The organism is Paenibacillus sp. 01T431, assembly GCF_056398625.1.
On the sequence record NZ_JBFTPT010000007.1, the window covers coordinates 316,615 to 339,713 of the forward strand.

Annotated in this window: 22 protein-coding genes; 6 read left to right on the forward strand and 16 right to left on the reverse strand. The window is 45.2% G+C overall.

Features of this window, described 5'->3' with window-relative positions:
• Positions 1 to 24: 24 nt before the first annotated feature.
• Positions 25 to 870, forward strand: a complete 846-nt coding sequence (locus AC1DM9_RS15500; RefSeq protein ID WP_477527476.1) for a carbohydrate ABC transporter permease — start codon at positions 25 to 27, stop codon at positions 868 to 870.
• A 36-nt stretch (positions 871 to 906) separates the two neighbouring features.
• Positions 907 to 1,740: a PIG-L deacetylase family protein gene (locus AC1DM9_RS15505; RefSeq protein WP_477580872.1), complete on the forward strand. Its 834-nt coding sequence runs from the start codon at positions 907 to 909 to the stop codon at positions 1,738 to 1,740.
• A gap of 132 nt (positions 1,741 to 1,872) precedes the next feature.
• Here the strand turns inward: AC1DM9_RS15505 and AC1DM9_RS15510 are convergent, their stop codons facing one another.
• From AC1DM9_RS15510 to AC1DM9_RS15550, 9 genes are all read right to left on the reverse strand, one after another.
• On the reverse strand, positions 1,873 to 2,859 hold the full coding sequence (locus AC1DM9_RS15510) for a cation diffusion facilitator family transporter (protein ID WP_477580874.1): 987 nt from the start codon (positions 2,857 to 2,859) through the stop codon (positions 1,873 to 1,875).
• 179 nt (positions 2,860 to 3,038) lie between these two features.
• Positions 3,039 to 3,599 (reverse strand): nucleotidyltransferase family protein, encoded by a 561-nt coding sequence (locus tag AC1DM9_RS15515; protein ID WP_477580876.1) that lies wholly within the window; start codon positions 3,597 to 3,599, stop codon positions 3,039 to 3,041.
• Entirely contained in the window at positions 3,583 to 4,311 is a 729-nt protein-coding gene (locus AC1DM9_RS15520; RefSeq protein ID WP_477580878.1) for a metal-dependent hydrolase, read from the reverse strand. Before AC1DM9_RS15520 ends, AC1DM9_RS15515 begins: the two co-directional genes overlap by 17 nt.
• A gap of 54 nt (positions 4,312 to 4,365) precedes the next feature.
• The gene (locus AC1DM9_RS15525; protein WP_477580880.1) at positions 4,366 to 5,406 is read right to left on the reverse strand and encodes a serine hydrolase domain-containing protein; all 1,041 of its coding nucleotides are present in this window, start codon (positions 5,404 to 5,406) and stop codon (positions 4,366 to 4,368) included.
• A gap of 136 nt (positions 5,407 to 5,542) precedes the next feature.
• The gene (locus AC1DM9_RS15530; protein WP_441881121.1) at positions 5,543 to 5,932 is read right to left on the reverse strand and encodes a hypothetical protein; all 390 of its coding nucleotides are present in this window, start codon (positions 5,930 to 5,932) and stop codon (positions 5,543 to 5,545) included.
• Between the two features lie 193 nt (positions 5,933 to 6,125).
• Positions 6,126 to 6,779, reverse strand: a complete 654-nt coding sequence (locus tag AC1DM9_RS15535; protein ID WP_477580882.1) for a polysaccharide deacetylase family protein — start codon at positions 6,777 to 6,779, stop codon at positions 6,126 to 6,128.
• Positions 6,780 to 6,979: 200 nt separating this feature from the next.
• Positions 6,980 to 7,159 (reverse strand): hypothetical protein, encoded by a 180-nt coding sequence (locus AC1DM9_RS15540; protein WP_477580952.1) that lies wholly within the window; start codon positions 7,157 to 7,159, stop codon positions 6,980 to 6,982.
• Positions 7,160 to 7,409: 250 nt separating this feature from the next.
• Positions 7,410 to 7,640, reverse strand: coding sequence for a hypothetical protein (locus AC1DM9_RS15545; protein ID WP_053373130.1), 231 nt, complete (start codon positions 7,638 to 7,640; stop codon positions 7,410 to 7,412).
• Positions 7,641 to 7,785: 145 nt separating this feature from the next.
• Positions 7,786 to 8,103, reverse strand: coding sequence for a thioredoxin family protein (locus AC1DM9_RS15550; protein WP_083682069.1), 318 nt, complete (start codon positions 8,101 to 8,103; stop codon positions 7,786 to 7,788).
• 193 nt (positions 8,104 to 8,296) lie between these two features.
• Between AC1DM9_RS15550 and AC1DM9_RS15555 the strand changes: the two genes are divergently transcribed.
• The 3 genes from AC1DM9_RS15555 (at position 8,297) to hflX (ending at position 14,159) form a co-directional block, all read left to right on the forward strand.
• Complete coding sequence (locus AC1DM9_RS15555) at positions 8,297 to 9,508, forward strand: SWIM zinc finger family protein (RefSeq protein ID WP_477580884.1); 1,212 nt, start codon at positions 8,297 to 8,299, stop codon at positions 9,506 to 9,508.
• Positions 9,505 to 12,462: a DEAD/DEAH box helicase gene (locus tag AC1DM9_RS15560; RefSeq protein ID WP_477580886.1), complete on the forward strand. Its 2,958-nt coding sequence runs from the start codon at positions 9,505 to 9,507 to the stop codon at positions 12,460 to 12,462. Before AC1DM9_RS15555 ends, AC1DM9_RS15560 begins: the two co-directional genes overlap by 4 nt.
• A 431-nt stretch (positions 12,463 to 12,893) precedes the next feature.
• The gene (hflX, locus tag AC1DM9_RS15565; protein WP_477580888.1) at positions 12,894 to 14,159 is read left to right on the forward strand and encodes a GTPase HflX; all 1,266 of its coding nucleotides are present in this window, start codon (positions 12,894 to 12,896) and stop codon (positions 14,157 to 14,159) included.
• A 66-nt stretch (positions 14,160 to 14,225) separates the two neighbouring features.
• Here the strand turns inward: hflX and AC1DM9_RS15570 are convergent, their stop codons facing one another.
• A complete protein-coding gene (locus AC1DM9_RS15570) occupies positions 14,226 to 15,146 on the reverse strand; it encodes an aldo/keto reductase (RefSeq protein WP_441959073.1) in 921 nt (306 codons plus the stop codon).
• Between the two features lie 145 nt (positions 15,147 to 15,291).
• Here AC1DM9_RS15570 and udk point away from each other — a divergent pair, with 145 nt between their 5' ends.
• Positions 15,292 to 15,927 (forward strand): uridine kinase, encoded by a 636-nt coding sequence (gene udk, locus AC1DM9_RS15575; RefSeq protein WP_076268584.1) that lies wholly within the window; start codon positions 15,292 to 15,294, stop codon positions 15,925 to 15,927.
• Between the two features lie 204 nt (positions 15,928 to 16,131).
• Here the strand turns inward: udk and AC1DM9_RS15580 are convergent, their stop codons facing one another.
• The 6 genes from AC1DM9_RS15580 to AC1DM9_RS15605 all read right to left on the reverse strand — a co-directional run bounded on the left by AC1DM9_RS15580 (position 16,132) and on the right by AC1DM9_RS15605 (position 23,043).
• Complete coding sequence (locus AC1DM9_RS15580; protein ID WP_477512397.1) at positions 16,132 to 17,283, reverse strand: MFS transporter; 1,152 nt, start codon at positions 17,281 to 17,283, stop codon at positions 16,132 to 16,134.
• Between the two features lie 18 nt (positions 17,284 to 17,301).
• Positions 17,302 to 18,399, reverse strand: a complete 1,098-nt coding sequence (locus tag AC1DM9_RS15585) for a polysaccharide deacetylase family protein (protein WP_477512398.1) — start codon at positions 18,397 to 18,399, stop codon at positions 17,302 to 17,304.
• Between the two features lie 155 nt (positions 18,400 to 18,554).
• The gene (locus AC1DM9_RS15590; RefSeq protein WP_477580890.1) at positions 18,555 to 19,631 is read right to left on the reverse strand and encodes a copper resistance D family protein; all 1,077 of its coding nucleotides are present in this window, start codon (positions 19,629 to 19,631) and stop codon (positions 18,555 to 18,557) included.
• A gap of 195 nt (positions 19,632 to 19,826) precedes the next feature.
• Positions 19,827 to 20,672 carry a carbohydrate ABC transporter permease gene (locus tag AC1DM9_RS15595; protein ID WP_477580891.1) on the reverse strand — a complete coding sequence of 282 codons (846 nt, stop codon included), beginning with the start codon at positions 20,670 to 20,672 and terminating at the stop codon, positions 19,827 to 19,829.
• Between the two features lie 13 nt (positions 20,673 to 20,685).
• The gene (locus AC1DM9_RS15600) at positions 20,686 to 21,588 is read right to left on the reverse strand and encodes a carbohydrate ABC transporter permease (RefSeq protein WP_477512400.1); all 903 of its coding nucleotides are present in this window, start codon (positions 21,586 to 21,588) and stop codon (positions 20,686 to 20,688) included.
• An 87-nt stretch (positions 21,589 to 21,675) separates the two neighbouring features.
• Positions 21,676 to 23,043, reverse strand: coding sequence for an ABC transporter substrate-binding protein (locus AC1DM9_RS15605; RefSeq protein ID WP_083682071.1), 1,368 nt, complete (start codon positions 23,041 to 23,043; stop codon positions 21,676 to 21,678).
• Between the last annotated feature and the right edge of the window lie 56 nt (positions 23,044 to 23,099).

Consider the following 23,099-nt stretch of genomic DNA (forward strand, 5'->3'; position numbering starts at 1 on the left):
CCAATTGAGAAGGTGATATTTTAGATGGTTAATAGACTAGTAAAGCCTGGTGCGGTCAAGTTCGGCGTATATGCGCTCCTGATTTTATGGGCATGCACAACGATCATCCCGCTATTATGGGTGCTGCTCAATAGCTTCAAAACGTCCGAAGAAATTTTAACGCAATCATTCGCTCTCCCACAAAGCTACTCTTTATTTAACTTTTTTAAGTTGAACGAATATGGCAACATTAACGTCGTTAAAGGCTTTATGAACAGTATGATCATTTCGGGATCCGTTGTATTAGGTGTTTCCCTTTTTGGCGGGTTGGCTTCTTTTGTACTAGCGAGATTTCAATTTTCATTTAAAGGGTATTTCACGTCTATATTTGTTATTTGTATGCTGCTGCCGCAGTTCGCTGTTATTATTCCGAATTTCGTTATCATCGAGAAGCTGGGTTTGAATGGAACCTATTTATCCGTTATTCTCCCACAAGTAGCTGGCAATTTGAGCTTTGCTATTCTAATGATAACAGGCTTCATGGCTTCTTTGCCTGGAGAACTAGAGGAAGCGGCGGTCATGGATGGGGCAACCATTTGGAAAATATATTATAAAATAACGCTGCCGCTTTGCTTCCCTATTTTTGCAACGGTGTCTATTATGGTCTTTCTTTGGTCATACAACGAGCTTTTGTTACCACTCGTCTACCTGCCAATAAGAGAGATGCAGCCTATATCTGTCCTCTTGTCGCTCGTATCGAATGCGTATGGTACAGATTATGGCGCTATGATGGCAGCCATCACGATTTCAATTGTACCACTGCTTGTTTTGTACATGTTCTCACAAGAAACGGTTATTAAAGGGCTGACAGCAGGTGCAGTAAAGGGATAATGGTTTTGGGTTACCATACAGGAGGAGAGAAAAAAGATGTCTACACAACAACAAAAAAATATAATTGTCATTGCTGCACATCCGGATGAACCGGAAATTTATGCGGGAGGAACCTCTGCTTTATTCGCAGAAATGGGACACCGAGTGAAATTCGTTTCCTTAACCAATGGAGATTGCGGACACTACTCAATTAGCGGACAAGAGCTCGTGGATAGAAGAACGCAGGAGGCCTATGAGGCTGCTAGACGATTGGGTGTTCTTGACTATAGCATATTGAATATATCTGATGGCCGTCTGACGAATAGCTTTGAAGTGAGAGAAGAAGTTATTCGCCAAATTCGCAATTGGAAGGCCGATGTCGTCATTACCTTCCATCCTGAAGGTGCAGGTCATGTAGATAATCGCAATGCAGGAAGAATTGTGAGAGATGCTGCGGATTTTATAGCGAAGGTACCTAATTCTGTGCCAGATGCCCCATATTTAGAGCAATCCCCTCTTTTCTTGCTTATGCCGGACTACGGAAAGAGGGGTGCTTACTCACCCGATCTGGTCGTCGATATTGGTTCTGTTATTGAGAAGAAGCTGCTTGGCTGTGATGCGCACGCTTCCCAATTCTATGAGTTTGCGCCATGGCAGCGTAATCTGCTAGATCAGGTTCCACAGACGTGGGATGCTAGGAAGGATTATATTTTGCAATATTGGAGCAGCTTTATCGAGGTTTCATCGGAGATGCTTCCGACGCTGGATCGACTATACGAAGAAGGGAAGTCAGAAAAGACAAAGTATGCAGAGCCATTCGAGATTGCAGATTACGGCAGAAGACCGAGTGATACAGAGCTGAAGCAGTTGTTTCCCATGCTGAGTCAATAAGAGGAAATACCTTGAGATACTCCGTGAACGGATCATTGTTGCAGGGCTGTTGAAATTCACGTATTAGCAAAAGCCTCCTATGAACTGCACCTCCAAAGTTAGACACCATCTAACTTTGGAGGTGCAGTTTTTCTATTTGGATTCATTAGGATTCCAGCTTCTTTTGCCATCATCCTCTAAAATCCCTAATGTCACATCTGCAATATCCTTGTCTTCAAGCAGCTTGGCGCGAACGAGGAACTTAATATCATCGGCTACCGCAAGCGTTAAACCAGGCTGCAGCTCCAAGTACGCCTCAACGTGGTAATAGCGGCCTTCTTGTAGAATGCGCATTTGATAAATATCGGTTACGCTCTGTTCGGAAAAAATAATACGGGATACCTTGTCTGCTACTTCCTTCGGGGCAGAAACACCAATGAGTCCGATCATATTGTCGTAGCCGACACGATAAGCAACACCAACCATTAACAGACCAATCAACAAAGTTGCAACGCCATCAACCGTTTTAAACGAGGTAAATGCAGCAATGATGACCGCGATCATCGCCAAGGCAGCTCCCGAAACGGCAACAAGATCCTCATAGAAAACTAATCGTGTAGCAGGAGCAGAACGCCCAACATTTTTGAAGGCAGCTGAGAAAATACCGAGACCTTTCCCCTCCGCACCCGCTTCGTGTATAATTTCCTTCATTGCTTTGACTAATATAAGCCCGTCAATAACTAGATTAACAACCAGAACCCCAATGTTTAACCAAAAACCTTCACTTGCAACTGGATGCAAAATGAGATGCCAGCCTTCACGAATCGTTTCATAAGCCATAATAGTAACGACGATGACGGCAATCATACAAAAAATATTGATGACACGCCCAAAGCCGGTTGGAAACCTCGGCGTCGGTTTTTTCTCGGCAAGAATGCTTCCGGCGAAAACAAACCCTTGGTTTATCGCATCTGCCAATGAATGCATGGCGGAAGCAAACATCGCGCCGCTGCCGCTGAAGGCCGCTGCGAACCCTTTTATGGCGGCGATAAACGCATTGCCGATCATCGCTACAGCGGAAGATTTATTCCCTTTCTTTATAAGCTGCATAAAACTCTGACGTTCTGCTTTAGGCTCCATTTTCTCCCCCGCTACATTTTATTTACCATTACCTTTCCACTATTGCCTGCTTTCAATCCCAGTACTGCTATTTTATGCTTACCCAATCAGGCAATAGGATAAACGGACAAAAGCTTTTCATTGTGTCAGAGACAACTTTCTTCTTGCGTTATCGATGTCCTTAAAATAATACCATGCTTTCATTGGCGTACTTTAGGCCAGCGCTCTTGAAATCTTTTTTGCTCAAGCCGCTTCTCATAAATGGCGATTCGATCCTCGTATTCCAAGTAAAAAGGCGATGGTCTAACAATCATTTCTAGAACATCTTCTATTCCACAAGGAGCAGTTAACACGAGTTTGTCATGCTGATCTATTTTCAATCCTAGAGCGGTTACGGTCTCTGGAAATTTGGAAATGGCATCTGTGGAGCTGGAATACGGAGGATTGTTATTGATTACATGCATTCGAGCTTGGTTCTTAACAGACCAAGGTACGTGAGGGTTCATCTGATTTAATGTGTTTTCCAGCTGTTTCTCTATCTGCTCGTCTAGGTTGGAAGGATCGAAATAAACGACATCAACATCGGCCAGCGGCGTTCGTTCCGTAAATCCGTGAAGGGTATCCCAAATTTTGCTGCGAACGAAACCTGCACATACCCACCAATCTGGAAGCTGGAGCGTGCTAACCTCTCGTAAGATGTTCATCATCCACTCATCTCTATATACAAGCTGTATAATATCCTCTTCACTGTTTATCAACATTGATCCACTCTCCTGATTTGTTCATTTCTTGTTCAATATGTATGTCCAATCCTGCTATAGGCGAATAGCCGTCGACACTTGTTTCATCCGTCCTCACCATGAATGACCACTTAAAGCCCTCTCTCGGAAAGGTGAGCATAACATAGACGTTTTCGTTCTTATACTTTTTTTCTAATGCATGCTGCAATTGCAGCTTCGAGAACGACAACCCTCCAAGATACAAAGCAACAAGGATTAGTCCTGATAAAAAAATACGCCTTCTTCTCCGAGTAGATGCCCCGATAATGAGAGCAGTGGTCAGCGTAATTAAAAGAACAGCGTCGTTTCTATTTACAATAAAGAAATCAGACTCCGTTTTAATAAAGGGATAAAAGGGAGCTACGCCATTGCCGATGAAATCTATAAATAAATGGCTAAAAACGCAGATAGACAATATCAGCCAAGCCTTTTTAAACGTAATTTTCCTCTGGAATGCATAATAACATGCAGCAAAAAACAAACCAATCACAGGTACGAGCCAAATGGAGTGGCCAAGCAGGTCTCCGTAAAGCTTCGAAATATCAGGAGAAATAGCAGCTGCACCGCCGAAAATCAAGAGAACCTTGCGATTCACAGTGGTTGCAGCCGCTTTCCCGCAAAATAAATAGGCCAAACTGGCGCCTACAACAAAATGTAAAAGGACGTGAATGATATGACCTGAAATATTCTCCATATTCACCTTTCAATCAAATTATAAAATTTGATATATGATTCTCGAAGAACCCGCCTACACTATCGGCAGTTCATAATGCTTGCACAACTCCCGAATGACCTCACCGATCAACGACTCGTTTTGAGGTTTACCTGGCTCTGCATTCATCATCACTGCTATACCGCTTTCTTGGCGCGGGTATCCAACCAGCTTGCTTTGAGAACCAACTCCCCAGCCTTGAGAAACGAAGCAGAGCTGCTCTCCAGCATCAGGAAGAAATACGCCTAAGCCTGCACCTTTATCGCTCGCATAACCCGTAAGCATTATTCTAGCCATCGCTGGCCGCAAAATACCATTAGGATCGCCATTCCAAGCTTTCACGACCTCGCGTGCCAATACTAGCAATTCAGAAGGCGTTGTCCACAAGCCTGCTCCGGATAAATTGGGATAGTGTGCTCTCTTCCCTTCAACCACCTGTCCCCGTTTATCATGACCCATGGATGTGTTCAGTAACTCGTTTGCAATACCATCCCAGAAAATAGTTCGTTTTAAGCCAAGCGGCTTCATAACAAGCCGCTCCATAGCAGCAGAAAAGGCTTCTCCTGACACATCCTCAAGGATTTGCTCCAACACAGAATAACCTGCATCCGAGTAAGAGAATCGACTCTCTGGCAGGTGAGCAACCTCAACTGGTTTGGAATGATATTTCGTTGCTCCTAAGAGCAGCTCTCTAGGCGTAGGGAAAGGGTCTTGCTTCTGATAAGGTTCATAGCTCCCCCGTGCATCCACAATTCCCGATTGATGTGCCAGCAAACTGCGCAGCGTTACTTTCCTCTGCTGAGTGAACTGGTTTTCGGGCACCTGCCAGGAAACTAAGTAACGATTAACATCCTCCTCCAAGCTAAGCACGCCCTCTTGGACTAAACGAAGTACACCAATAGCTGTTACCATCTTGCTAATGGAGCAGGCAGGAAACAAAGTTTCCTCTGTCACCTTCTGCTGCATGCTCGCTTCAAGTACGCCATAGCTTCCTTGCCACACCATTTGTCCATGCTGAAGAACGGCAATTCCTAATCCCGGTATACCATTCAACTTCATTTTTTCTTCTATTTCCAAACTTATCATTGCCTCTTGGCACATAAGATCAGCTCCGTCACCAAACAAATTAGAATAATTTTTACCTCATTATTCCATTTCACTCTGTATGACGGGAAAAAGCAACAGCCAGTTGCAACATTTTTATGGCAGCCTATTATTTCTTCGATATCCGTCTAAAGAAATAAACACCCTCAACAATCAGCCCTGCCATAAAACCTCCTGCTACTGCTTCTAAAAATACGAGGAAACTAATTAGGTCCTCCCATCCAGTCAAACCTTTGGAATACATAGCCATCAGTATAAGACCAATTAGCATCCCAAGATTGGAGAACAGCCATAGCTTTCTCGCTCCAAGCCAGCCGATAAAACCGAATAAAAAAGATAATATGGCTGCGAGCAGCATAAATCGGAAAGCGTGCATGCCTGTGAAAGGCTGGCCTAATATAACAAAACGAATCAACCATAATAACAGGCTAACAAGCAAGGTGGATGCTCCAGCTAGTAGCCACCACCTGCCGCTTCTGTCAGCGGGAATCCAGTGCATCAACCATTGCCCCCTCTTGAATAAATGTTCTTTTTTACTTAAACGCATGAAGCGCTTACTTTGTTTCGTTCATTCTGGTTTGCCCAGCATGAATTCAGCAATAACTGCTCGCAGCAAAAAAGGAGTACCGTTCGCCGCTGCTATGAATTCATAGAGACGAGCTGTACTCCTTTTTGATCATGCGATTTGCTTGCTAAATGGCTGCGGTTTGAAGAGTCGTTTCCTTAGGAAGCTGAAAAACTACATTTTTTGCAAGCAGCTTATCCATTAATGCTTGAAAAGGAGCAACCGAGATCCAGTCGTGTATCATAATAATTTGTCCGCTTGTTGCTTGTAAATCATGATGTTGGTCCATAACGTCCGCCGGCTCAAAATCGAACGTATCCCAAGTACAATCCACATGCAGTCCGTTTTTTGGGGTGCCATTCTCGAAGGATGGCTGCTGATAGCCCAGCTCATCCAGTACACCCTGAATACCTTCGAAATGATCGTCCTTCATTTCGTCTAACAAATGCTGCATAAATGGAAAACGAAACAGCTTTGAAGGCCTTATCGTTTCTGCTTTATTGTACAGCTCATCTATAATACGGTCGGTTCGCTCGATCTGCCCTCTTACGTCTTGTAAGCCGATAACAGAGAAATCTGCATGATCATAACCGCGATTCCCAATGATATGGCCTGCTTTAATCGCAGCTATCGCTTCCTCAGAACAGCTTTCCAATGCTTCGCCCACACAAAACCAAATCGCCCGAATCTCTTTTGCGTTCAGAAAATTGACCTTTTGCATAAAATCTTCAGCAGGACCTTCATCTATCGTGAGGTACACCGCTTTTTCAACCGCCAACATAGCAAGAAACCCCCGTTTAATTATTGCTGCCAACCTTAATCATCTATGTAGTATACCATAAGCATTCCTTTTCATTTACTCTTCATTCCTAAAAGAACTTCATTTATAGCTATATACAAAAATTACACACAGCAAACCGAATGTCAGAATGACACCCGGCTCTTTTTGTGAGTAATGTAATTTCAATAATTACCTATCAACTAAGAATGTTTTCTAGCTGAATTCAATTCATTCTCATTTTGGTGCCATTCCTTGAGCATGCTTTGATAAAAAAGATTTTCCTGCATGCTGAGCCCTTGCTTGTTGTCTTTAATAATTAAATTGCCGATATTCCGCTTCAAAATGATGCTCCGACGTCCTAACATGTCCATATAAGTCAAGTAAAATCACCCTCCAGATAATGTTTTCCAATCGGTCGTTTTAAGTATAACGAATACGACTCCTATTGAAAAACAGCAACCAGTGGCGTTATTTCTAATAATGCTGACTAAGGCGGACTGAGCGGAAACGAGCAGCAGTCATTCGAAAACATCCTGCCGTATCCTCCATATAACGTCCACACCTCCTCAGATGGGATGTAAACACAACAAAAAACCACAGCCCATATTTGGCTGTGGTTTATCGCAATTATTAGGCTTTACCTAGGATCTCATCTATTTCGCTTTTCAGTAATAGATATCTGTGGACGCTGCGATTGATCGCAACCTTAGTGAGGTTATGCTTAAGCACATAAACCTTCATCTGGTCCTTAGTCAGGCCTAACAGGTCACCGGCCTCGGTAACGGTTAATACAACCTGCTTGCTCGTTGCGTTAAATGTTTTTTTTACTTTTTGATCCCAGTCTTCAAATACTACCTGCATATTTCCGACTCCTTTATCATAGTCAATGGTCTTTATTGACTGCACCTCTCAATTATAACACGAACAGCACTATAATCTTCGCCTGATAAAAATTTTATAGTAAATAAAAATATATTTCGGCCGTTCTACGGAGAAATCATCCCCGTTAATCCATGTTCTTCATAAGTTTATACAAATAATCAACTGAACGCATCGCATATTCAAACTGATAAGGTTCTCCGTTCTTCAATAAAACAAGGCAAGGCACACTCGTAATTTTCCAAGCATTTCGCAGCTGGGGGGCATAATTTATATTTATTTTATACAAGGTCGTTGGAACCTCAGCCGCTTCCACAATTTCCAGCATCCGCTCGGCGACCTTACAGGTTCCGCAAAACGGTGATGAAAAAAGCAGCGCATCCTTACCATTCCCTATCCGATTAAGCTTTAGCCAGTCTTCTTCTTGGATTTCTTGAATTGCCATCTGTCATCTTTCCTTTCTGCCGATAAAGACAGTCGTTCATTTGTTGCCATATTTATATTGTAAAATGTTTTGGTGCTTTAGGAAAGACAAACTGAAGCGTACATGCACTTTATACTCCAAGCCATAAGCGAAATAAATGGTATAATTAGCTGATTCGTAAAATGATTTTATTCGTTAGGGAGACCACTTCGTCATGAAACCAATTGAACAAATGAACGTCGCAGAGTGGCACGCACTGTTTAAATCTCGTACCGAGTCTCTGTCTGACCTTACTCGAAATGCCGCATATGTACATCATGCAATTACAGCAATTAATCAGATAAAGCCTAAGCTTTCTTCTGCACAAAATAATCTATTTGAGCTGCATGCTCATCTTCATATTCTAATGCTGCTGCTTAATCTTATTCCCGATCAAAAGGGACATTCCGGCTCCTTTATCGGCTTCCATACACATGCTGCTATTTCTGATGTACAGCTTGCTATTGCCGAGCTCATGCAAAAAAAATCCGATCCTGCCGAGGAACCCGACTATTGGCAGTGCCTAGAAGAAACATTAATCTTTTTACGCAAGCTTATGCTCGCGGAATCAGGATCAAAGACATATTTCTCCGATCCTTATTTTTGGTTATGGCAATACTGGATTATCCCTAACCAGAACGATACGAGCCTCTGTCTAGAAGAGCTGGAGCAATTGGATACCGCACCTTCAAAGCTCGGCTCAGCGCTCTCCCGCTACCCTTTGCTGCTTGCCGAGGTGTGGATGAACTTCTTCTTACAACGCGACGAAGAGGCGTGGAGCAAACTAAATGAAATAAGCAGCGGTAACGAGCTTCGTCCAAGTGACTTATTCCATGTCTTATCCATGATGTCTGAAAAAGAGCAATGGCAGCGGTTATCGAATTGGTTAGTGGAAACGAAGCCATATGTAGAGAAAAGCCGAATTAACGCCTTGGAAATCTTTTTTAGCTACTGGGACGGGGTAATTGAACATTATCCAGATGCGGAGCAGCTGATGTGGACGCCTCTCATTCAATCGCTTCCCTATGCTAGTTCTATTTACGAAGGAAAATTGCTCCGTCATGCCAAATGGCAGCAATGGATCGATTATCAGCTCAGCACGGGAACCGAGCCGCTTGACTATCGCGTTGGTGTGTTCGCCCCTATTGAGAAACATGCGCCGGAGCTGCTGCTGCCCTTTTATCATCAGGCTGTGGAAAGATATGTGCTGCTCAAAAATAGGCCTGGCTACAAAACCGCTGTGAAACTGCTCAAACGGCTGGCTAAGCTGTACAAGAAAAGGAAAGACGAGGAGCGCTGGGAAACGTTTATTGCAGCGTTCGCTTCTAGCCATAGCCGCCTTCGTGCGCTTCAGGAAGAGCTTCGGAAAGGAAAACTTATACCATGAGCAAGTTTACAAAAACAATTACGGTATACGCTAGTTTAACGACACATGGCGATGCTCTCTTATACGGAATGAGCGGCATGAGCGACTTCCTGCCCGGCGTAAGCTTGAAGCACAGCTTGTTCGCCTGGCATACGCCTTCCTTTTACGGCACAGAACTCGAAGTACAGCAGGTTGAAGGACTAGAGCTTGTATTGCTTCCAGCCGAGCAGGTTATTCCTTTTTTTGCGGAAAACACGGTGCTTGAGCACGTGGAATGGATATGGGAAGAGCAAGCCGGAATGCTTGTTGCGCTCGCCCCCTTGTTAGCAGCTGAAATAACAGCACATCGCTACATACCAAGTTTCTCGGCCTTCCGTTCTGGAAAGCTCCAATGGAGCTGGGATAGTGCTGTAATAAACGAACAAATTCAGAGCATGATCAGGAAAACTCAATCAGACGATAGCTTTAAGACGGGATTGCTTGCTGCTTTTTCTGCTGCTGTATTTGACGCTTACTATGGCACAGAAACGACTGCTGCTGATTTGCGCAGGGAATACCCGCTCCTCTTTGCCAAGGATGGCATAACCGCCGGACTGGATGCACAGGCATGGCTGATCGCCATTGGCTGGAAAGCCGATCAAGCTCCATTTCGGCCAATGCTTCAGCTTGTCGAGCCCATTGATGCGGATGACCCGTGGCAGCTTAAGCTTATTTTGCAGGACAAGCTCGATCAAGCGGTTATTGTACCCGTTAAATTGTCTGATACAGGCGAAGCTTACGGCTCGTGGCCTGCTTCTTGGTCGCCATCTATTCGTGAGCGTTCCTCAGGCTGGCTGGAGCGTCTGCGTGCTTGCCTGCCGACAAACCTGCTTACGGGCCAGCGTGACGATATTTTAAACGTCCCCTTGAAAAATGATGCCGCTTGGCGGTTCCTTGCCGTAGATAGCCCCCGTTTATTAGACGCGGGCTGGCAGGTACTGCTTCCCGCTTGGTGGGAAACCGCCAGCCGTAAGAAACCACGCCTTCGTGCTAAGGTCAGCACAAGCAAACGAGAAGAGGGCTCCGGTGAATCTTTATTTGGACTGGATACACTAATCGAATTCGATTGGCGCATTGCCATTGGAGACACCGACCTGACTGAATCCGAGTTTAATGAGCTTGTTGCCCGGAATGAGCGGCTCGTTCGCTTCCGAGGACAGTGGGTTTCGCTTGATCCCGCCTTGCTCGCGCAAATTCGCAAAGCGATGTCGGGCATTGACCGCGCCGAAGGTTTATCGTTTCAAGATGTTCTTCAGCTGCATCTTCTGGGAAGCGGCAACGAGCAAGGGGATGATCAGCCTGAGCAAGAAAACGAAGCAGAGCAAGAGCATCGTATTCAGCTGGAAGTTGAGCTGAACGAGCATTTGATGACGCTGGTCAGCCAGCTAAACCAACGAACCGAGTGGCCTATGCTTGCTGTTCCTGCCGGGCTGCGTGCCGAGCTTCGACCTTATCAGCAGGAAGGCTACGCTTGGTTGTCCTTCTTACGTCGATTCGGACTTGGCGCATGCTTGGCCGATGACATGGGTCTTGGCAAAACGGTTCAGCTTATCGCCTATTTGCTTAATCTCAAGGAGAGCACAGCAGAGTCAGAGCAACACATGCCATCGCTCATCATCTGCCCAACCTCTGTACTGGGCAACTGGCAGAAGGAGATTAGCCGCTTTGCACCCTCGCTGCGCGTCATGCTTCATTACGGAAGCAGACGCCTCGTAGGAGAACATTTCCTTGAGGAAATGCGAAACGCCGATGTCATACTAACTTCATTCGCAACCGCTACTCTTGATCAGGACATGCTGAAGGATATTACTTTTGCAGCGATTTGCTTGGATGAGGCACAAAATATAAAGAACGCTCAAACGAAACAATCCGCAGCCGTTCGCAGCTTTACTGCGAAGCATCGTATCGCTTTGACGGGCACGCCGATCGAGAATCGTTTATCGGAGCTGTGGTCCATCTATGATTTCATGAATCCGGGGTTTCTGGGGAGCGCACATGGGTTCCAGCAGCGCTTCAGCAATCCTATTGAAAAGGAACGCAATGTTCAGCGCACCGCAGACTTGCAGAAGCTAGTTAAGCCATTCATGCTGCGGCGCAAGAAGAAGGACCCCGCGATCCAGCTTGATTTGCCGGACAAAAATGAAATGAAAACGTATATTCATCTCACAGCCGAGCAAGGCGCACTTTATAATCAAACCGTTAATCAGCTTATGGATCGCATGCAAAAGCTTGAAGGCATCGAACGTAAAGGCGCCATTTTATCGTCCATTATGCAGCTGAAGCAGCTTTGCGACCATCCGATGCTGCTAACCAAAGAACCTTTGGTGGACAGCTCTGCGCCAGCTGGTGAGCAAATGGATACAGAGCGGATCATAAGCCGATCGGCTAAGCTTGAGCGGCTGCTCGCCATGGTGAGAGAACTGCGAGACGAAGGCGAACGCTGCCTTATTTTCACGCAATACCTCGGTATGGGGGAAATGCTTCAAAGCGTGCTGCAGCAGGAGCTGCAGGAGCCGATATTATACTTGAATGGCAGCACCTCCAAGCTGGCACGGGATCGCATGATTGAGCGGTTCCAATCGCAACAATTGCCGCCGGAAGAGCAGCCTAATGTGTTCATTCTGTCGATTAAGGCTGGCGGCGTCGGGCTTAACCTGACCGCTGCTAACCATGTATTCCATTTCGACCGTTGGTGGAATCCTGCTGTGGAGAACCAAGCAACCGACCGCGCGTACCGCATGGGCCAAACTCGCGACGTTCAGGTTCATAAATTCATCTCGCTTGGCACGCTGGAGGAACGCATCGATGAGATGCTCGAAAATAAGCAGCAGCTCAGTGAAAATGTCATCTCCAGCTCTGAGGGCTGGATCACGGAGCTATCAACCGATGAGCTGAAGGAGCTCTTCACTTTGCGTCAGGATTGGAGCGATTCATAAGGGACTCTTTTCCTTTTGACTTGCCGTGAAATAGCCCTTTGTGCTACACTGATGCTAATTTAAATGAACGGAGGGTTACGTGTGATAGACTATATCCGAGTTAGGTCTTTGCGCAGCTGCTAATTGAATAGCGCCAAAGCTCTGCCTGTGTGCAGGGGACTCAGGATAGGTCTGCCCATTTTGAAGGTAACCCATATAAACAGAATACGTCGACTATTGTAGGGAGCATCCCGACTCGCGTATTCGCCTTTAGAGCGGAATTTCCATACGTTTATTTCAGCGTATATGGAAGGCCATCAATCCATATTGATAAGGGATATTGGATTCCTTATGGATATTTTCACTGATACCCTCTTACCAATAACGGTGAACACAGGCAGAGCTGCCTGTGTTTTTTATTTTTTAAATAACCGTTAAAAGGATGATGAATAATGGAACAACCAAAACAAAAGGCGATTATCGTCGGAGTTCAGCTTCAAAATCAAACCGACTTTGAATACTCCATGGAGGAGCTTCGCAATCTGGCTTCCGCATGTTATATCGAGGTCGTTGATGAACTAAGCCAAAAAGCAGCACGCATTAACCCGTCTCACTATATTGGGACTGGAAAGATCCAAGAGCTGCTGGCCCTGCTCGAAGCTCATGACGCGCATGTCGTTATTTTCAATGATGAGCTCTCCCACTCTCAAATTCGTAATTTGGAAGCCGCTTTGGAGCGGACGGTCATTGACCGAACGATTCTCATTCTGGATATTTTTGCGGAGCGCGCCAAAACAAGAGAAGCCCAGCTGCAAGTCGAAGTCGCTCGGCTTCAATATATGCTTCCTAGGCTTGTCGGACTTCGCGCATCCTTGGGGCGGCAAGGCGGCGGAGCTGGTCTCAAGAACAGAGGCGCCGGTGAAACGAAGCTGGAGCTGGATCGCAGACGTATCGAAGAGCGGATCACTGCTTTGCAAGCCGAGCTTGAGAAGCTGGTAGCCCGCCGTCAAATTCAGCGGAAGCAGCGGCAGAAGAACGAGGTGCCTGTCGTCTGTCTCGTCGGTTATACGAATACGGGGAAATCTAGCTTGATGAATGCTTTGCTTGAGAAATACAATCCAGAGACAACCAAACAGGTATTTGCCAAGGATATGCTTTTTGCAACGCTGGAGACCTCGGTTCGCAGTATTGATTTGCCTGACAACAAATCATTCTTGCTCACAGATACGGTCGGCTTCGTAAGCCAGCTTCCCCATCACCTGGTGAAGGCCTTCCGCTCAACTTTAGAGGAAGTAACTGAAGCTGATTTGCTCGTACATGTCGTCGACTACGCCCATGACGATTATGAGCAGCTTGTTGCGGTTACGAATGAGACGTTAAAGGAGCTGGGGGCTTACAATCTCCCAACAATTTATGCATACAATAAATGTGATCTGACGGAGCATCCTTATCCGGAAGTACGTGATAACAACGTCTACCTTTCCGCCAAAAAGAATATTGGACTAAATGAGCTAATTCAGCTTATTCGCGATCATATCTTCGACGACTATATGGAATGCGAGCTGTTGATTCCGTTCAACCAAGGGCGCTTGGTTGCATACTTTAACGAGCATGCGCATGTGCATGCAACGGACTATGAAGCAGAAGGCACACGGATGAAGCTGGAATGCCGGGTATCTGATTTTGAAAGGTACCGTAATGAAGTAACAGTGCTTTAAGAAAAAAGGAGGCTGTCCAAAAGGATAATAACCTTTTGCGACAGCCTCTTCTTATGTCGAAAATATCTAGTTGCTGCGATCCTGCGGGTGCGGCTCGACTGCAAGCATTGCCGCCTTTGCGTTCGCTTCAACCTGAGCCGGGTCCTTGCAGCCCGGAATGACAGCCGTTACGGCTGGGTGCTTCAAGCACCAAGCAAGCGCCCAGCTCGCCATATCGACACCTTGCGGTACCTCTTCACGCTGAATGTGTTCTACTTCCAGCAGCTTAAGCCGTGTGTTCTCTTTATCATGCCTGTGGCGTACATCGGTATCACCGAACACGGCACCCGGCTTATATTTGCCGCTCAAATAGCCGCTCGCCAGCGGAACACGTGCAAGCACGCCCAAATCCTGCTGCTCGCATGCTGGAAATACTCTTTCCTCCGGCTGACGGTCGAGTCGATTATATACGACCTGAATGACGCGAGAGTTCACCTTTGTTGAGGCTTCTGTCTGATGCAGATTGTCATTGCTGCCGATAGACGTCCCAAGAAAACGGATTTTCCCGGCTGCAATTTGCTTATCCAGAGTGGTCCACAGCACATCATTATCAAATGCTTGGTCTGGTCCTGAGTGGAACTGGTACAGGTCAATATAGTCCGTCTTTAGCGCCTTCAGTGAAGCATCAAGCTGAGCTACAACACCTTCGGCGTCAAATACGTCGGTACGCGTGAAGCGCTCGTGGAAATGATGGCCAAACTTTGTTGCTATGATCCAATCCTCGCGGTTGCGGCGGCTGATATAATCTCCAATGAGTGACTCTGAGAGGTGATCACCGTAACATTCTGCGGTATCAATCAGATTGATGCCAAGCTCACGCCCTTTATCGAGAATCAAATCGACTTCATTCTGCGAATACTCCCGGCCCCATTCTCCTCCAAACTGCCAGGTTCCGATGCCGATTACCGACACATTTAGTTCTGTGCTTCCGAGTCTTCTATACTTCAAGATCAACACTCCTTCTAAATGATGTAGCCTGTCCTTTTCATTTTAACATTTTAAACCATGAGTAAGAAATAGCATGCTTCCGTATTCTGTGCTACAATACTGAAATTGCTATGGCAATTTTATTAGGGAGGTTTACTGAATCACCATGCTTATTATTGGTATCGCTGGCGGCACCGGCTCGGGAAAAACTACAGTTGCACGCTCTGTCATTGAACGTCTTGGATCGGAAAAAGTAACTTTCATATCTCAGGATAACTACTATAAAACCTATTCGCATCTCAGCATGGCTGAACGTGAATTGATTAATTATGATCACCCTCTCTCTTTTGATATCGAGCTGCTCGCTCAAGATCTGCTGCTTCTAAAAGAAGGAAAAACCGTTTACGCGCCAGTCTATGACTTTGCCGCTTATGCTCCATCCACAACAGAAACGGTAGAGCTTAAGCCGAACAATATCGTAATATTGGAAGGACTTCATGTGCTCGCGGAAGAGAGCATTCGGAAGCTGCTCGACATCAAAGTATTCGTCGATACGGATCCCGATGTACGTATTCTCCGTCGTGTGCTTCGGGATATTGAGGAGCGCGGCCGGACGATCCAGTCCGTTCATGACCAGTACTTGAAGACGGTTAAGCCAATGCACGAGGCTTTTATTGAACCATCCAAAAAATATGCCGATTTAATCATTCCCGAAGGCGGACACAATGAGGTCGGTATTCAGTTGCTGTCCATACTGACTGAAAAATATATGACAGATCACGAGCCGCCGATTCTCGGCTAATTGCGCTCTAAACATAGGAAAGGGGCAGTCCCTCCGGTCATTTCAGACCATGAGGGACTGCCCCTTTTTTAGTAAATGTAAGTTTAAAGTGCTATTCGGCAGCCTCTCAGCAACAATAAGACTACTTTCTAGATCTATTTCGGCAAAATGAGCTCATCCGATGATAATAAGACTATTTTCTAGATCTATTTTTTCGAGCAACCATTAAACAATCGAGTTTGTTTGGTTTCCGCGCTCATGATGCTTGTTTGCGAAAAACAGTACCGAAGCCGTCAGACATAAACAAAACAGAATCAAATAAAGGAATGGCGCGCCAAAATAATCGACAACCGCGCCGCCCATCGCATTGCCGACAATGCCACCAAGTCCCCAGGTTACAGCCGCATATACCGTTTGCAGAGTCGCTTTCGTGCCCTCAGTCGCATAGCTTTGTACGATTTCAACAGCTGTGCCCGCGACAAAAGCGAACGCGATCCCATTTAACAGTTGAACCGCCAGCGTCAATGAAACGTTGTCGAAGAAAAACATCGCGAAATATTGGATGCCATAGATCAAAGCCGCGACGCACAGCAGCTGATATCTGCCTATTCGCTTGCTTAGCTTCGTCGCCACCCAGAACATCGGCACCTCAATAATAGCGGCTATCGCAAATGCACTGCCGATCCAGCTCTTATCAAAGCCCATTTCCTTAAAGTATAATGGCAAAAAATTCATATTAATCGATGCAGACATCATCATCAGCATGCTAGTAGCGACAAAGATCATAAATGGTTTATTGCGAACAACCTCGCCCATTTGGCCGAATAACGTCACATTTCTTCGAGTAACCTTCGTTGCTGGAAGCAGCATGAGCGCCAAGCAGACGGTTATACTCACAATAAGATAATAAATAAAGATGTCGTTGTAGCCGTATTTTTCGTATAAAATGCCTGTAGCAAATGTACCTATCGCATAACTTAAAGCTCCCCATAATCTGACGCTGCCAAAGGAAAAACCTTTTTTGCTGGCAATTTCTACAGACATCGCGTCGCCTATCGGTCCGCCAGAGGATTGAAACCATGCAAAGAAAATAGACAAGAAAAGAATCCCCGCAAGTCCCTCCATAAGCTGAAATCCAAGCCCGAGTATCGGAGCAATGATAACGCAGATCATGATAATTTTGCGCGGATTGTTGATTCGGTCATTAATCATGCCCATCACGGGCTGGGCAATGACGCTGACCAGAGCCCATAAAGACAGGATGAGACCAACCGTTGTATGGCTAAAGCCGCGATCGCTGAAATATAGACTGGTGTAAGGCATAACGACAGAAATGGCTAGATACCATAAAAAATAATAGGTTGCTAATGACTTCACCGGGTACGTACCTTCTCTCTACAGCTCTTCCTTAATCTCCGATTGCCAGCCGAGCTGCCTGCACATCTCATGCATATTGCGAATATCCCGTCTTGCTTCAATGCGGGTTAACCCTAATTCCATTGCATGCTTAGCAGCCCACCGAAGCAAATATACGAGCGTATCCGCTTGCGCTTCCTTAGCCGCAAAGTCGAGTAGTACAAGCGTATCTTCTACGACACCAGCGCGTACGAAACCCCAATAGGAGCCTTCAAACTGCCATATGTGGAACAGCTCACGATTCTCTATAACGCCGAATTCATGAATTGGATTCTCCAAATGCTCAAGCCATTCCTGCTCGGAATTGAATTGAAGCGTATATTGTGGAACGTTCCATGCTATGGTCTGAGCAGCTAGCGCAGACAGCTCCTCTTTATTTGCCAAGGGAGCCCAGCCCTCCGAAGGATAATCCAGCTCAGACGGAACCTCAACCGTTATTTTCCAAGGCTTGTAGCCTACTTCTAACCCTGCTGACTCCAGCATTTCGGGAATACCAACGCATCGTAGTCCTCTTTGCTTAGCGGTTTGGATAAGTGCTCTTAAAGCCTCCGGAGTGCCTGTCGCAATATCATTGCTATGCATGACGACAATCGTCCCTTTATCTAGAACGGGTTCGACCTTTGCAATTATATCTTCCGAAGATACGCCCCTCCAATCTCCTGAATCGACGCCTTCAATGTCCCGATAGCCGCCCCATTCGTCCAGCCAATCCAAGTTTTCCTCGCGGAAAGAACAATAAGGAAAACGCATAAAAGTTGGGCAAGCAAGGCCTGTCGCATCCTGATAAGCCAGCTCGGTCAGCTTAAGCTGCTCCAAAAATACAGCCTTAGGCACCTGTGCCATCCGGCGATGATGATACGTATGAGGGGCAAGAACATGACCCCGAGACAAAATCTCTCTAGCTTTATCTGGATATCTATCTATCCACTCGCCCGTAAAAAAGAAGGTGCCAATCGCTTCTTCTTCCTCTAGAACAGAAAGCCAAAGTTCAAGTGGTAGATGTGAAGGCCCGTCATCAAACGTAAATGCACATATCGGCTGGTCGTTATTTCCCTTCCAAAACGCTTCAATTGTCATAAGGCAACCCCTATTCTCTCGTTAGTTTCCTGTATTATAGTTGAGAATAAAAAAATGTTCCAATACTCTCCTCTCCTTATCTAATACAATCCTACTGTCTTACAAAAAAAACTCGTCCTGCTTAAAAAGCAAAAACGAGTTTCCTTCTATCAGCTCTATTGAACAGATAAAAGTATGCCAAAAAACGGGAATAAGACAGCTATGCAAGCAAAGACAGCAAACATGCTGCGTTTCTCTTTTTTATAGCTGGGAAATAATAAGGCCAGTGCTGCAATTCCAATAACAATCATGCTGATATATACAACACTCCAGTTCCATTGCAGCGACAAGTCTTGCAAATCGCCATGCAAAAAAGTAAATAACGGAGATGGAGAAGGCTGTTCGAACTCCCCTTCATGAGGCGGCTCCTGTACACCCATGTAGGCGGTTGTGATGAGAATGACAAGTGCAAGAAACGTTTCCGCTCGAAGCCACCATTGCAATCTACTTTTATGTCGACCACTATCTGTAATTTTTGATAGAAACCCATTCATAAAGCCTAGAAGAACAAGCGGCAAGAAAACAAGATGTTTAAATAGAAGCGCTTGTCCATAATTGATTCCCCATGAGTTGATATAACCATCGACTAGGAGAAACATCATCATTATACCAGCCGCTACAATTAGGACGATGCTGCTGATCGACATTGGCGTAAACCATCGTACAAACGTCTTCCAGTTCCATTCCCCATTTGTAAACCAAGCAACAATAAGAAGCGTGCCGAGCCAAAGAGAAACTGCAGCGACATGAACGGATTGTGAAAATACGCCCCAGAAAGGCGAGAAGCCTGCCGGATGGCTGGCCCAGCCATGAGCTAGAATACTGGCACACCATAAGAGTGCTAGAACCCATTTGGTCATTTTACCCTGCAAGCCTTTAAACTGTGTGATCATGTACATCACGGTACATATAATGAGATTCCACACCCAAGCATTGCCGTACGAATAATCTTTTACAACAATTAATAAAACTTGAATGAAGGGCATGTCCTGCGCAAAATCGCGTAAAACAAGCGCTGATCGAAGAATCGACATAAATGAAAAAAGCGGGATTGCCAATAAAGCATATTGAAATAAATCAGTGATGTTCTTTAATTGTGGTTTGGACTTCTCTGGAATGAACTGAAGCAATAGATAACCACCGGTCAAAGCAAAGGACAAATAAAGCAGCGTTTCAAACAAATAAATGTACAATATGATCAACTCCAAGCACAGGGTTCAACTCAAAAGTCATCATATCATAAATAAAAACAAATGAATGCATGCTCATATGATATTTGTTTGAAAAATAGGAATGCCTGAACTCGAGTACGTATTCCATAAACGAACAGCTCCTTCCTCGGAAGAGAAAAGAGCTGCCAGCTGCTATTGGATTATTCAAATATTAGCTTATTTAACCGCACCAGCTGTAATCCCGCTTGCGATTTGCCTTTGAAAAATAATATAAATAATAAGAACGGGAATAATGGTGATCAACAGCGCTGCGAACAACGGACCCCACTCTGTACGATACTGCATCTCGGCTTGCATAACGCCAATTTCCACCGGCAGCGTATACTGGGTCGGATCATTAATAAGTATCGTACCCACGATATATTCGTTCCAGATGTTCAAGATATTGACGATGCCAACCGTGATCAAACCTGGCTGCGCCAGCGGAAGCATAACTCGGAAAAATGTCCCGTAATAAGAAGCGCCATCCACGATTGCTGCTTCCTCGAGCTCCTTCGGCAGCGACTTGAAAAACCCAACGAGCACAAAGATGCCGAAGGCCAGCAAGCTGGACGTATAAACAAATATCAATCCAAGCTTCGTATTAATTAGGCCGAGTGAATTCATTAAGAAAAACAACGGAATGAGCGCTAGTACAAACGGTACCATCATTGAGGAAATATAAAGCAGAAACAATGCATTGCTTCCTCTAAATTTATATCTCGCCAGCACATACGCTGTCGTTGCGGATAGCAGCAGCGCCAATATCGTCGATCCCGTCGTAATGACAAGGGAATTCACGAAATAAGTATCAAAGTGGTATTTGCTCCACACATACGAGAAGTTGGACCAAATAAGCGGAATCTCCGGCAAAGCCCACGGTGCATTTAAGAAAAATTGTTCATTATTTTTTAGAGAATCAAGCAAGGTCCAAATGAGCGGGTACAATACCGATATGCCCCATAGGATCAAAATGGCATAGATGATTAGCTTGGCGATCGGATTTTTAATCTGTGTATTCATCTCTTTATCCCCCTTAGCTCATCTCAACGGGATCATGACGCATAAGCCGTTGAAGTATGATTGTCGTAATTAAGGACAGGACCAGGATGATAAACCCTATCGAAGCGCCATACCCAAAGTGGAATTGCCGGAATGCCATTTGATACAAGTAGGAGCCCATAACCTGTGTGCTGTTATCCGGTCCGCCTTCTGTCATAATCCATACGATTACGAAGGAACCGTTAAGCGTAGTCATCATGATGTTAAGAATGGACACTTTCATCTGCTCCCAAACGAGCGGAAGCGTGATGCTCCAAAACTGTTTCCATTCCCCTGCGCCCTCAATGCTTGCCGCTTCAAAATAGGAAGCAGGAATGCTTTGAATAGCTGCAATGAGAAGAATCATATAAAAGCCGATACCCGCCCAAATAGCCGGAGGCAGAAGCATCCAAATCGTATGATCGGAAAAACCAAGCCACGTTATCGATACTTTTTCACTCGTGAATAATGACAAAAATGCATTCAAGAAGCCAATTTGCGGATTATATATGAAATTCCACAATACGCCAATAACAACGACGGAAATTACATTCGGAATGAAGAAAATCGACCGAAAAAATCCAGCCAGCTTAAAGCCAAACCTAGTGAGTGCTACTGCAAAAAACGTCGCGAGAAGCATAATTCCGATTACTTTGCCAGCAACAAGAAAATAGTCGTTGCCGATCGCTCTCCACACAATGGGATCATGGAACATCTCTTTGAAATTATCAAAGCCAACAAACGTTTTTGTCTCCGACATGCCGGACCAGTCAAAAAATGAATAATACAAGCTTTGCACTACCGGATAGATTGTAAATACGCCGAAAAATAAAAGAGTTGGGATGATGAATGATGCGATAAATATATTTCTCTGCCATTTTACTGTCCCTGAGTTCATACCTTCCATCCCTCCGAGTAAATTCACAGAAAGTGATCGAGGCGTTGTGCCTCGATCAATCTCTGCCGTCAATCTTTTGAAGGCTTATTATTTGCTAACCTTTTTCACCACGTCAGTTACCCGCTTAACCCACTCTTCAGGCGTAATTTTGCTAATCGTCAGTGCATCTGTTGCATCCATCATCGCTTTATCAACGTCAGCGTTGTAAGTGATTGTTGGGATAACAACCGTGTTAGGATCTGTCAAATATTTAGCAGCATCTTTAACATGGCTTGGCGCATTGGAGCTGCTGATGTCGCCTTTAATGTTAGAAGGAGCGCCACTTAGCTCAGCCCATTGTGAAGCTTGATCTTTCGAGAAAATGAATTGCAGGAACGCTTTAGCTGCTTCTTTGTTTTTCGCTTTTTTCGCAATGGCAACAGTAGCTGTGGATGTATTCGCAACCACTTTACCGCCTGCTTCTTGCGTAATGGAAGGAATGAAACCAAAGTCAAAGCCAGCAGGAACGTCTTTAGCCATTTCATTTGGCAGCCAAAGGCCATTCACAATGAAAGCATCTTTGTTTTGCAGGAACAGCATTTGTGAATCCGTGTGATTGATTTGGATAGAAGCTTTGTCGATGTAATCCTTATCGCGCATTTCTACGATTTTGTTCAATGCAGCAAGAACAGCAGGGCTTTCAAAAGCTTCTACTTTGTTAGCTGCCATATCTTGAAGAATAGAGAAATCGTTGTTGTTTGCTGATACGATAGCTGGATACAGGAACGAGCCATTGATATAGTACGGGTATTTACCTGTGTGAATAAACGGCGTAATGCCGTCTGCTTTGATTTTTTCGCTTACAGCAAGGAACGATGGGAAGTCAGTTGGCTCAGCCCAGCCTTTTTCCTTGAAGAGAGCTTTGTTCCAGAAAACACCCCATGAGTTGAGTACGAGTGGAATGTTGTATACTTTACCGTCAAATTGTTGAGCAGGTTGAGCCAATATGTCGCTGATTAGATCACCGTCAACGTTTTTGGCATCTTTCAGCCAATCCGTCAAATCCTCCAGCTGGCCGTCTTCAACCATTTGGCGATCGTTCAATACCGGACCATCGATGTATACGAAATCTGGCGGGTTGCCGCCGATCCAGCGCGGTCTATTTTGATCGTTAATTTTAGGTCCTGCGGATTCTTTAATGTTAAGCTCCGGATTTGCAGCTTGGAAATCAGCAATAACTTTTTTCCACCATTTATCGCCATACCCGCCCACAAAATATTGAATTTCGAAATCGCCTGTCAGCTTAACCGTCGTGTCGGTAGCAGCAGGTGCGTCCGTCGCTTCAGCAGCCGGCTCCTTTGTAGGTGCATTAGTAGCTGCTCCACCATTATTGCTATTCGAGCCACATCCAACTAACGATACGGCAGCCAAAATAACGGCGATACCAAGCGCTGCAATCTTTTTCTTCATAATCATTAAAGCAAACCCTCCCAAAAATGATGTTTTTCACACTGTACTTAGGGGCTCATCTT

Excerpts from the sequence above, each read along its gene's own strand:
- udk (WP_076268584.1), top strand. The coding sequence starts at position 15,292 with ATGCTTATTATTGGTATCGCTGGCGGCACCGGCTCGGGAAAAACTACA.
- AC1DM9_RS15595 (WP_477580891.1), bottom strand. The coding sequence starts at position 20,672 with ATGAATACACAGATTAAAAATCCGATCGCCAAGCTAATCATCTATGCC.
- AC1DM9_RS15535 (WP_477580882.1), bottom strand. The coding sequence starts at position 6,779 with ATGTTGGCGGTTGAAAAAGCGGTGTACCTCACGATAGATGAAGGTCCT.
- AC1DM9_RS15550 (WP_083682069.1), bottom strand. The coding sequence starts at position 8,103 with ATGGCAATTCAAGAAATCCAAGAAGAAGACTGGCTAAAGCTTAATCGG.
- AC1DM9_RS15585 (WP_477512398.1), bottom strand. The coding sequence starts at position 18,399 with ATGACAATTGAAGCGTTTTGGAAGGGAAATAACGACCAGCCGATATGT.
- AC1DM9_RS15555 (WP_477580884.1), top strand. The coding sequence starts at position 8,297 with ATGAAACCAATTGAACAAATGAACGTCGCAGAGTGGCACGCACTGTTT.
- AC1DM9_RS15515 (WP_477580876.1), bottom strand. The coding sequence starts at position 3,599 with ATGTTGATAAACAGTGAAGAGGATATTATACAGCTTGTATATAGAGAT.
- AC1DM9_RS15605 (WP_083682071.1), bottom strand. The coding sequence starts at position 23,043 with ATGATTATGAAGAAAAAGATTGCAGCGCTTGGTATCGCCGTTATTTTG.
- AC1DM9_RS15510 (WP_477580874.1), bottom strand. The coding sequence starts at position 2,859 with ATGGAGCCTAAAGCAGAACGTCAGAGTTTTATGCAGCTTATAAAGAAA.
- AC1DM9_RS15530 (WP_441881121.1), bottom strand. The coding sequence starts at position 5,932 with ATGCACTGGATTCCCGCTGACAGAAGCGGCAGGTGGTGGCTACTAGCT.
- AC1DM9_RS15505 (WP_477580872.1), top strand. The coding sequence starts at position 907 with ATGTCTACACAACAACAAAAAAATATAATTGTCATTGCTGCACATCCG.
- hflX (WP_477580888.1), top strand. The coding sequence starts at position 12,894 with ATGGAACAACCAAAACAAAAGGCGATTATCGTCGGAGTTCAGCTTCAA.
- AC1DM9_RS15600 (WP_477512400.1), bottom strand. The coding sequence starts at position 21,588 with ATGAACTCAGGGACAGTAAAATGGCAGAGAAATATATTTATCGCATCA.
- AC1DM9_RS15500 (WP_477527476.1), top strand. The coding sequence starts at position 25 with ATGGTTAATAGACTAGTAAAGCCTGGTGCGGTCAAGTTCGGCGTATAT.
- AC1DM9_RS15545 (WP_053373130.1), bottom strand. The coding sequence starts at position 7,640 with ATGCAGGTAGTATTTGAAGACTGGGATCAAAAAGTAAAAAAAACATTT.
- AC1DM9_RS15560 (WP_477580886.1), top strand. The coding sequence starts at position 9,505 with ATGAGCAAGTTTACAAAAACAATTACGGTATACGCTAGTTTAACGACA.
- AC1DM9_RS15520 (WP_477580878.1), bottom strand. The coding sequence starts at position 4,311 with ATGGAGAATATTTCAGGTCATATCATTCACGTCCTTTTACATTTTGTT.